The following is a 7,674-nucleotide window of genomic DNA, read 5'->3' as shown; positions in this document are numbered from 1 at the left end:
CAAGCGACAAAATCATCGTGTTAATAGCCACAGATTTGCCGGAGCCGGTGGTGCCGGCCACCAGCAAATGCGGCATTCTGGCGAGATCGGCAATAACAGTATCGCCGCCAATACTCTGCCCCAGCGCCAGCGCCAGCCCGGCTTTGCTGTCGCGATAATCCTTGCTTTCCAATATTTCGCGCAAATATACTTTTTCCCGCCGCTGGTTAGGCAGCTCAATTCCCAGAGCATTGCGCCCGTTCATCACCGCAATACGGGCGGAAGAGGCACTCATTGAGCGGGCAATATCATCTGACAGGCTGATAATGCGAGAAGATTTAACCCCCGGCGCCGGCTCCAGCTCATAAAGGGTGACGACCGGGCCGGGATAGGCCTGGGCAATATCGCCTTTGACGCCGAAATCCTCCAGCACATTAGACAGATTTTGCGCATTTTTTTGCAAAACTTTGTGTATTTTCGCTTCATTATGCGGCAATTTTTTCGGCACGGCCAAATAATTGATGGACGGCAAAATAAAAGGTTTTTGCCGGCTCTCAACCGATTTTGCCGGTGTATCCAGCGCTGTAAAAAAGCGATCCTGCCGCGTCTTTGCCTCTTCTTCCGATATTTTCTGCTGCCGCACCAGAGCCGAATGCTCCGCCGCGCCGGCGGTATCTATATAAGGCTCACGGCGCCTGTCGCCTCCGGCGGTTGAAAAATGCTGCTTTACCCGGCTATTGCCGTTTGCGTCTCTGCTGCCAAAATGCAGGCGGCAAAAAGAAACCAGCCGTAAATAATGATGCAGGATAAAGCCGAAAAAACTGTGCCAGCGCTCATGCTTTTCCGGTTTTTCATTGTCTTCAGCAAAACTATCCTGCCCCGCCGCTCTGATATTATTGTCATTGCCGGGGTAAAACGGCGCAGTTTCTTCTTCGTTATTTTCCTGGCCATAACGGCTCACTTCTGCCTGCCTGCGGCCATGAGGGCGCAAAATAACCCCGCCGGCATAAGCAGCAAATATCATCGCCAGGGGGAATAAAACAAACAAAGCGGCCAAAGAGATAAAAAATGGCGAAACAGCGCCGGGCAGAAAATTAAACAGGCCGACAAGCTTATCACCGACAACGCCGCCAAGGCCGATAGGCATAGGCCAGCTTTGCGGCGGCGGCAGCAAGGCGCAGGCGGCGCTTAAGGTAAAAAGCCCCAGCAGCAAAAAGCCAAGGCGGCGTTTGAGACGCGGAATATTTTTTTGCGCAATCAGCAATAACCCCCAGAAAAAGGGCGGCAGCAAAGCAGCCACACTGCCCAGGCCGAAAAATTGCATGGAAATATCGGCAAAGCTGGCGCCCCAAAACCCTAAAATATTGGTGGGGCGCGTCTCTGCCGCATAATTATTTAAAGAAGGATCGGCAAAATTCCATGAAGCCAGGGCCGCGGCGGCGGCTCCTACGGCAAAGACAATAAAAATACCGATAAAACTGCCTATCTGGCGAGAAAATATTTCCCACAGGCTGGCCGATTGATAATCATCTTCCATTCCGATAGAGGTCAGGGAATGATTTTTCCGCATAAATGTAACAACCTTTTTAAAACGCCGGCAAAACTATACGCAACATGGAATATAACAGACAAATGCCCCCGTTTTGCGCCCGTTGACGCGCCGATATAAGGCCGGCAGAGGCAAAAACTGCGGCAAAACCGCGCTCTTGCCTGCACAGATAATGCCGTTCTTGTCAAATTTGTTCCGCTCATCTATGTTAGCAGCAGAGAGTTAACGCCTCATTAGCTGTTAGAGATTTTTGCCTTTTGCGCCGGCGGCGGGTAAAATGAGGCCGGGCTGCGACAAAAGGGCGCTGTCCTTGCCGGCAAAACCGCTTTATAACAGGTTTTGCGGCTATATAGCTTTAGGCGAGGGCAGGTGCGCAAATGGAAACAGAACAGAAAAACAGCGAGAAACCGCATGAGGCCGATATTATTATTGTCGGCGGCGCTTATGTCGGCCTGTGTCTGGCGGTGGCGGTAAAGGAGGCCTGCCCGCAGCTCGATATTATTGTGCTTGATGCCGGGGCAAAGGACGCCTGGCAGCATGATTTGCGCGCTTCTGCCATTGCGGCGGCGGCAGTGCGCATGCTGGGCAGGCTTGGCCTCTGGCAGGCCGTTTTGCCTGAGGCCGAGCCTATCCGCGAAATGATTGTAACCGATTCTCGCCTTAATGATCCTGTGCGTCCGGTCTTTCTCACTTTTTCGGGTGATGTTGAGCCGCATGAGGCCTTTGCCTATATGGTGGAAAACCGCCATTTAAACGCAGCCTTGCATAAAAAGGCAGCGGAATTGGGGGTAAAATATCAGGCGGAAGCAAAAGCAACCGATTTTACCGGGCATGGCGGCGGTGTGCGTGTCTCCTTGCAAAACGGTGCGCTTTTGCAAGGGCGGCTGCTGGTGGCGGCTGACGGTGTGCGCTCCCTTATGCGGGAAAAAGCGGGTATCACAATTTATCGTCATGCTTATGGGCAGGTGGGGATTGTCTGCACTGTAGCGCATGAAAAGCCGCATTACGGGCGGGCGGAAGAGCATTTTCTGCCCGCCGGGCCGTTTGCTGTTTTGCCGCTTAAGGGCAATCGCTCTTCATTAGTGTGGAATGAGAATGAAGAAGAGGCAAAACGCCTGCTTGCTGCCGATGATTTTGTCTTTGAGGCTGAGCTGGAACGCCGTTTTGGCCGGCATTTGGGGCATTTGAAACTGGAAGGCGGGCGCTGCGGTTTTCCTTTTGCTCTGGTGCTGGCGCGTGAATTTGTCCGCCCGCGCTTTGCTTTGGCGGGCGATGCGGCGCATGGTATCCACCCTATTTCCGGCCAGGGGCTTAATCTGGGCTTTCGCGATGTTGCCGCTCTGGCTGAAGTGCTTGTCGAGGCAGCGAGGCTGGGGCTGGATATTGGCGCGCTCAATGTGCTGGAGCGCTATCAGGCCTGGCGGCGGTTTGAAACTTTCCGCATGGGGGTGACAACCGATATTTTAAACCGTATGTTCGCCAATGATTTTGCGCCGCTGCGCGCTGCGCGTGATTTCGGCTTATGCCTGGTGGACAAAATGCCTTTTTTGAAAAATTATTTTATCAAAGAGGCTTCCGGCCTGATAACAGGCTCACCCCGCCTGCTGCTGGGCCGGGCTTTATAGAAATATCTGATTTATGTCTTTTTACCGCCTGTAGTGAGCGGCATTGTGACCCGCCGGTCGAGGGCGGGTTCAGAGCTCTTTTGAAGATTTGCGCCCAAGCGGCCGATTTTCACCAAATCACGGCAATCTGGCCAAATTGCCTGTCAAATTCTTCCCGCCCCACTCACCAGTTTCCTTCTTGAAAAACCTCTTCAATCCCTCAATTTTACTGACCTGTCCCACTTAAAACCACCTAATCCCCGCTATTTCCAATACCTCCTGTCACATAACATTCAGGCAATTTTATGGGCTGTACCTGTGGCCTCATGTCGCATTCTATAAATCTGATTAAGTTTTAGGGTGAAAAGCCGGGCGGGAAGGGGAAGGGACATAGCGGCCGGTTCGGCTATTATTGCCGCTGACGGCTTAGGGGCACTCGATGCGCTTATAGCTGGGCCGGTCGCTATTGCCGTTTTATAATGAGGATATGGGCCTGTAATCGGGCGAGCCTCTGAAACTGCGCGCTTTATTGTGATTTGCTAAAACATTTGGCAAAGAACGTTGAGGTATCTGACAAAGCTCCGGAAGCCACAGCGGCATGCACACGCGCTTCCCTGCATAAGCCTGGGAATATAGATTGAGCAAGAATGAGTTTATTCTGAGCAGTTTCCGCACGCATTCTGCACAAGTTTGAGCCGGAATGATCAGCTGAATGATTATGCTGATTTGTAGAAAATTTTTTCGCACACGCTGCTTTTTCTTTTAAATTTCAATCGTCTGCGCCTTTGCCAAATATCTCCGCCCGCTCTGCCAAGTGATTAACCCCCTTACATTTATGTAAGGAGCCGGAGCCTGCCGCTTTGATGATTGCGCCGGCCAAAGCGGGCTGCCTTTTGCGCTTGAGTCCGTTCCTTTCCGGCTCATTGCAAATCCTGTTCTTTGCCGGGCAGGCCGCGTTTTGTGCGGACAAGCAGCTTCGAAGCTTCCAGCGCGGCGCGCATTATTCCATGATAAGAGGGGGCATATTGCGGCCGTTTAATTTACCTGACGCGGCGCAATAAAACGCCCGGCATCGGCGCGGCGCATAGAGTAACTCCACCATAAATTACCCCGCAGCACAAGCGACACAAAATCGCGTCACGCAAATTGCGCTGACATTATTATATTTTGCGCGCGAAAGGCGCAGGACACACACTTAAAATTGCACCGGACTATATTGAAAACACTTACTCCATACCGAGGGCATTTTTATAAAGCTCTATCATTGCTTCTTCTTCCTGCCTTTCATGCTCTTCCTGCTTGCGCAGGCGGATAATAGTGCGCACAGCCTTGGTATCGAAGCCATTGCCCTTTAATTCGGCATAAACATCTTTAATATCATCGCTTAAGGTCTTCTTCTCTTCTTCCAGCCGCTCAATGCGCTCAATGAAAGAACGAAGCTGGCCGACAGCCACGGCCTGTGTCTCATTGGTGATGTCGCTCACTTTATGTTCCTCTGTTTTATCTATCCGCAGTCTTCAGCTCAAAAATGAGGCCTGCTGCCGGGCCGAATATGAAACTTATTGCCGAATTAAGGACACGCCTTTTCCCCAATCCGTATTTCGGCAGCTCAAAATCTGCTTATTGAATGCCCGCTATCATGCTCTTCGTCAAGACTTGCCGGGCAGGGTAAACAAATTTTTCTTTAAATGAGCCGGTTTAAAGTTTATATACAATAAACCGGCCTGTCATTTCCTTCCTGTGACCGGGGCGCAGGCACAGGCGGGGTTTGGCATTTTAAAATTCGGGTAAAAACATGTCAGGAAAAAAAACACCGATACAGGCTTTGTCTTCGCTTTTTTCCGGTCGCAGTTTTTGCCGCAATTTGATATTTTTGTCATGCGGCGTTTTGTCATATATGTTTTTGCCGGTTTTAAGCTCCAATGCTTATGCCGATTTTCGCGTGTGCAATGCTACACAGAGAAAAGTAGGTGTGGCCATTGGTTACAGGACAAAAACGGGGTGGATAAGCGAAGGGTGGTGGCAAATTGAGCCGACAAGCTGCAAAGCTTTAATCGAGGGTGATTTATCTTCGCGCTTTTATTATCTTTATGCCGAAGACGCAGACGGGACACAAAAATGGAATGGCACGGTTAATATGTGTGTCAGTGAGAATGAGTTTAAAATTGACGGGGTGAAAAATTGTTTTCCCCGCGGTTTTCAAAGATCCGGTTTTCGTGAAATTGATACGAAAAATCAGGCCGGCTGGATGGTGCGCCTGACCGATGTGCCGGCGGCCCCTGCTGCCGATAAGGCTGAAAACAAGGCAGGGCAGACCACTATGCCCCCGGCGGGCCGTCAGGGCGCTTTTACTGAAGAGAAAAGACAGGGATAAATATTATGAAACGCAATCGCAAAATTAAAATTCTGGCAACATTGGGGCCGGCTTCCGCCAATGAGGAGATGATTGAAAAGCTGTTTGTCGCCGGGGCTGATGTTTTCCGCATCAATATGAGCCATGCCGGCCATGATCTTATGCGTAATCTGGTGCGGATTATCCGCAATATTGAAGCGCGCCATGGCCGGCCAATCGGTATTCTGGCTGATCTTCAGGGGCCGAAATTGCGTGTCGGCGCTTTTCGCAATGGCCGGGAAGAGCTGACAATCGGCCAGAAATTCACTTTGGACGATAATCAGGAACCGGGCGACAGGAATCGTGTTTTCCTGCCGCACCCGGAAATTCTGGAATCGGTCAAGCCTGGTGAGCGTCTTTATATTGATGACGGTAAATTGCAGCTTGTTGCCGAAAAATGTGACGGCCATTCTATTGAATGCAAGGTGCTGGCGGGCACGGTTATTTCTGACCGCAAAGGGGTGAGCCTGCCGGATACGGTGCTCAATGTCGGTGCTATGACACCGAAAGATCATGAGGATTTGCGCGCTGTGCTGAAGGAGGATATTGACTGGATTGCCCTTTCCTTTATCCAGCGGCCGGAAGATATTGAAGAAGCGCGGCAGATTACCGGCGATAAAGTGGCCATATTGGCAAAAATTGAAAAGCCGCAAGCGGTCAAGCGCATTCGTGAAATTATTAAAGTGACCGATGCTGTTATGGTGGCGCGCGGCGATTTGGGGGTGGAAGTGCCGCTGGAAGATGTCCCCGGCATTCAGATTGATATTATTCATGCCTGCCGCAAAGCGGGCAAGCCGGTTGTTGTCGCCACACAAATGCTGGAATCGATGATTGGTTCTCCAGTGCCGACCCGCGCTGAAGTATCTGATGTGGCCAATGCTATTTTCCAGGGGGCAGATACAATTATGTTGTCGGCCGAATCGGCTGCCGGCCAATATCCGGTAGAAGCAGTAGCGACTATGGATAAAATTGCCTGTAAAATTGAGCGTGAGGCAAATTATCCGCGCTTGATTCATGCTGGTCAGGCTGAGCCGGAAGCAACTGAGGCTGATGCGGTATCACTGGCTGCGCGGCAAATTGCCGAAACGCTGAATTTGCCCGCTATTGTTGCCTTTACCCGCTCCGGCAGCACAGGCGTCCGCATTTCGCGCGAGCGCCCGGAAAAGCGCATTCTGGCGCTGTCGCCACTGGTGGAAACAGCGCGGCGGCTGGCGCTTGTCTGGGGCATTCACAGTGTGGTGACCGATGATGTGCGCGATATTAGCGCTATGATCGGCCATGCCTGTAGCATTGCCCATGATGAAGGCTTTGCCGGGGAAGGCAAAAAAATCATTATCACGGCGGGCGTTCCCTTTGGCCGTTCCGGCACCACTAATATGCTGCGTATTGCCGCAGTAGATGAATATCGCAAAAAAGCCTGATAAAACCGGCGGATTCGCGCTGCCGGATAATTCACGCTACTGCCGGCCGGCTGTCAGCCCGGCCGGTTGCCCAAAGAGCGGCAGCGCTTTCATTGCCGGTAGCGGGCAGGTGCCTGGCTGTGTGCTGTGTAAAACAGTTTCGGCCGGCGGTTTGGCTTTTGCTTTTTTCGAGGCGGCGGCGGGCTTTGGCCTTGCCGGCCAGAGTGGCGCAGCCCCCGGCCGCTGTGAAAAAGGCAGCCGCCGCTTTTATTGTTTTCCCAACTTTATTTTCTGAAAATTTATTTTATTTCATGAGTGATAAAAATTTCGTATGAAGGAGATGGCGATACGCAATTATAAGGGGGTGAGGGGTTATGAAAGATAAAGTCTGGCGGATTCGCGATGCTGTCCACAAATCTCATTGAGTTTGATGGGCTGGATCCGCTGGAATCGCGTTTGTGGCGCGTTATTCAGACAGCGGCTTTTCAAAGATTACGGCGGATAAAACAATTAGGCTTTTCGGAATTTGTTTATCCCGGGGCAACGCATACGCGTTTTGCCCATAGCCTTGGCGTGTTTCATACAGCGCGCCGCCTGGTTAGCATTATCAAGAAGTTTGAGCAAAGAAACGGGGTGCGTTACGATGATCAGCATGCGGCGCCGGCGCTGGCGGCCGCTTTGCTGCATGATGTCGGGCATGGCATGTTCAGCCATGCTTTTGAGGCTGTCGGCAAAGAATTTGACTAGGCA

The 7,674-nt window shown here is 51.6% G+C and carries 6 protein-coding genes; 4 read left to right on the top strand and 2 right to left on the bottom strand.

Annotated elements, in window-relative coordinates:
* Window positions 1-1,549: DNA translocase FtsK 4TM domain-containing protein (locus DPQ22_RS04610; protein ID WP_150213578.1), on the bottom strand; the 1,549-nt coding region annotated here is incomplete at its 3' end.
* Window positions 1,550-1,905: 356 nt separating this feature from the next.
* On the opposite strand from DPQ22_RS04610, the gene DPQ22_RS04605 reads away from it, so the two are divergent.
* Window positions 1,906-3,153 (top strand): ubiquinone biosynthesis hydroxylase, encoded by a 1,248-nt coding sequence (locus DPQ22_RS04605; RefSeq protein ID WP_150213576.1) that lies wholly within the window; start codon window positions 1,906-1,908, stop codon window positions 3,151-3,153.
* 1,205 nt (window positions 3,154-4,358) lie between these two features.
* On the opposite strand, the gene DPQ22_RS04600 is transcribed toward DPQ22_RS04605, so the two are convergent.
* Window positions 4,359-4,616 (bottom strand): DUF2312 domain-containing protein, encoded by a 258-nt coding sequence (locus tag DPQ22_RS04600; RefSeq protein WP_150213574.1) that lies wholly within the window; start codon window positions 4,614-4,616, stop codon window positions 4,359-4,361.
* A 413-nt stretch (window positions 4,617-5,029) separates the two neighbouring features.
* Between DPQ22_RS04600 and DPQ22_RS04595 the strand changes: the two genes are divergently transcribed.
* From DPQ22_RS04595 to DPQ22_RS04585, 3 genes are all read left to right on the top strand, one after another.
* Window positions 5,030-5,506 carry a DUF1036 domain-containing protein gene (locus tag DPQ22_RS04595; protein WP_150213609.1) on the top strand — a complete coding sequence of 159 codons (477 nt, stop codon included), beginning with the start codon at window positions 5,030-5,032 and terminating at the stop codon, window positions 5,504-5,506.
* Window positions 5,507-5,511: 5 nt separating this feature from the next.
* Window positions 5,512-6,945, top strand: a complete 1,434-nt coding sequence (gene pyk / locus DPQ22_RS04590; protein WP_150213572.1) for a pyruvate kinase — start codon at window positions 5,512-5,514, stop codon at window positions 6,943-6,945.
* A gap of 381 nt (window positions 6,946-7,326) precedes the next feature.
* Complete coding sequence (locus tag DPQ22_RS04585; RefSeq protein ID WP_150213570.1) at window positions 7,327-7,671, top strand: HD domain-containing protein; 345 nt, start codon at window positions 7,327-7,329, stop codon at window positions 7,669-7,671.
* Window positions 7,672-7,674 lie beyond the last annotated feature (3 nt).

Origin of the sequence: Candidatus Tokpelaia sp. (assembly GCF_008636115.1) — a bacterium.
Taxonomy (GTDB): domain Bacteria; phylum Pseudomonadota; class Alphaproteobacteria; order Rhizobiales; family Rhizobiaceae; genus QLZD01.
This window is presented reverse-complemented; position numbering and strand designations above follow the sequence as displayed.

Coding starts and splice junctions, on each gene's coding strand:
- DPQ22_RS04605 (WP_150213576.1), top strand. CDS start 1,906: ATGGAAACAGAACAGAAAAACAGCGAGAAACCGCATGAGGCCGATATT.
- DPQ22_RS04595 (WP_150213609.1), top strand. CDS start 5,030: ATGTTTTTGCCGGTTTTAAGCTCCAATGCTTATGCCGATTTTCGCGTG.
- pyk (WP_150213572.1), top strand. CDS start 5,512: ATGAAACGCAATCGCAAAATTAAAATTCTGGCAACATTGGGGCCGGCT.
- DPQ22_RS04585 (WP_150213570.1), top strand. CDS start 7,327: ATGCTGTCCACAAATCTCATTGAGTTTGATGGGCTGGATCCGCTGGAA.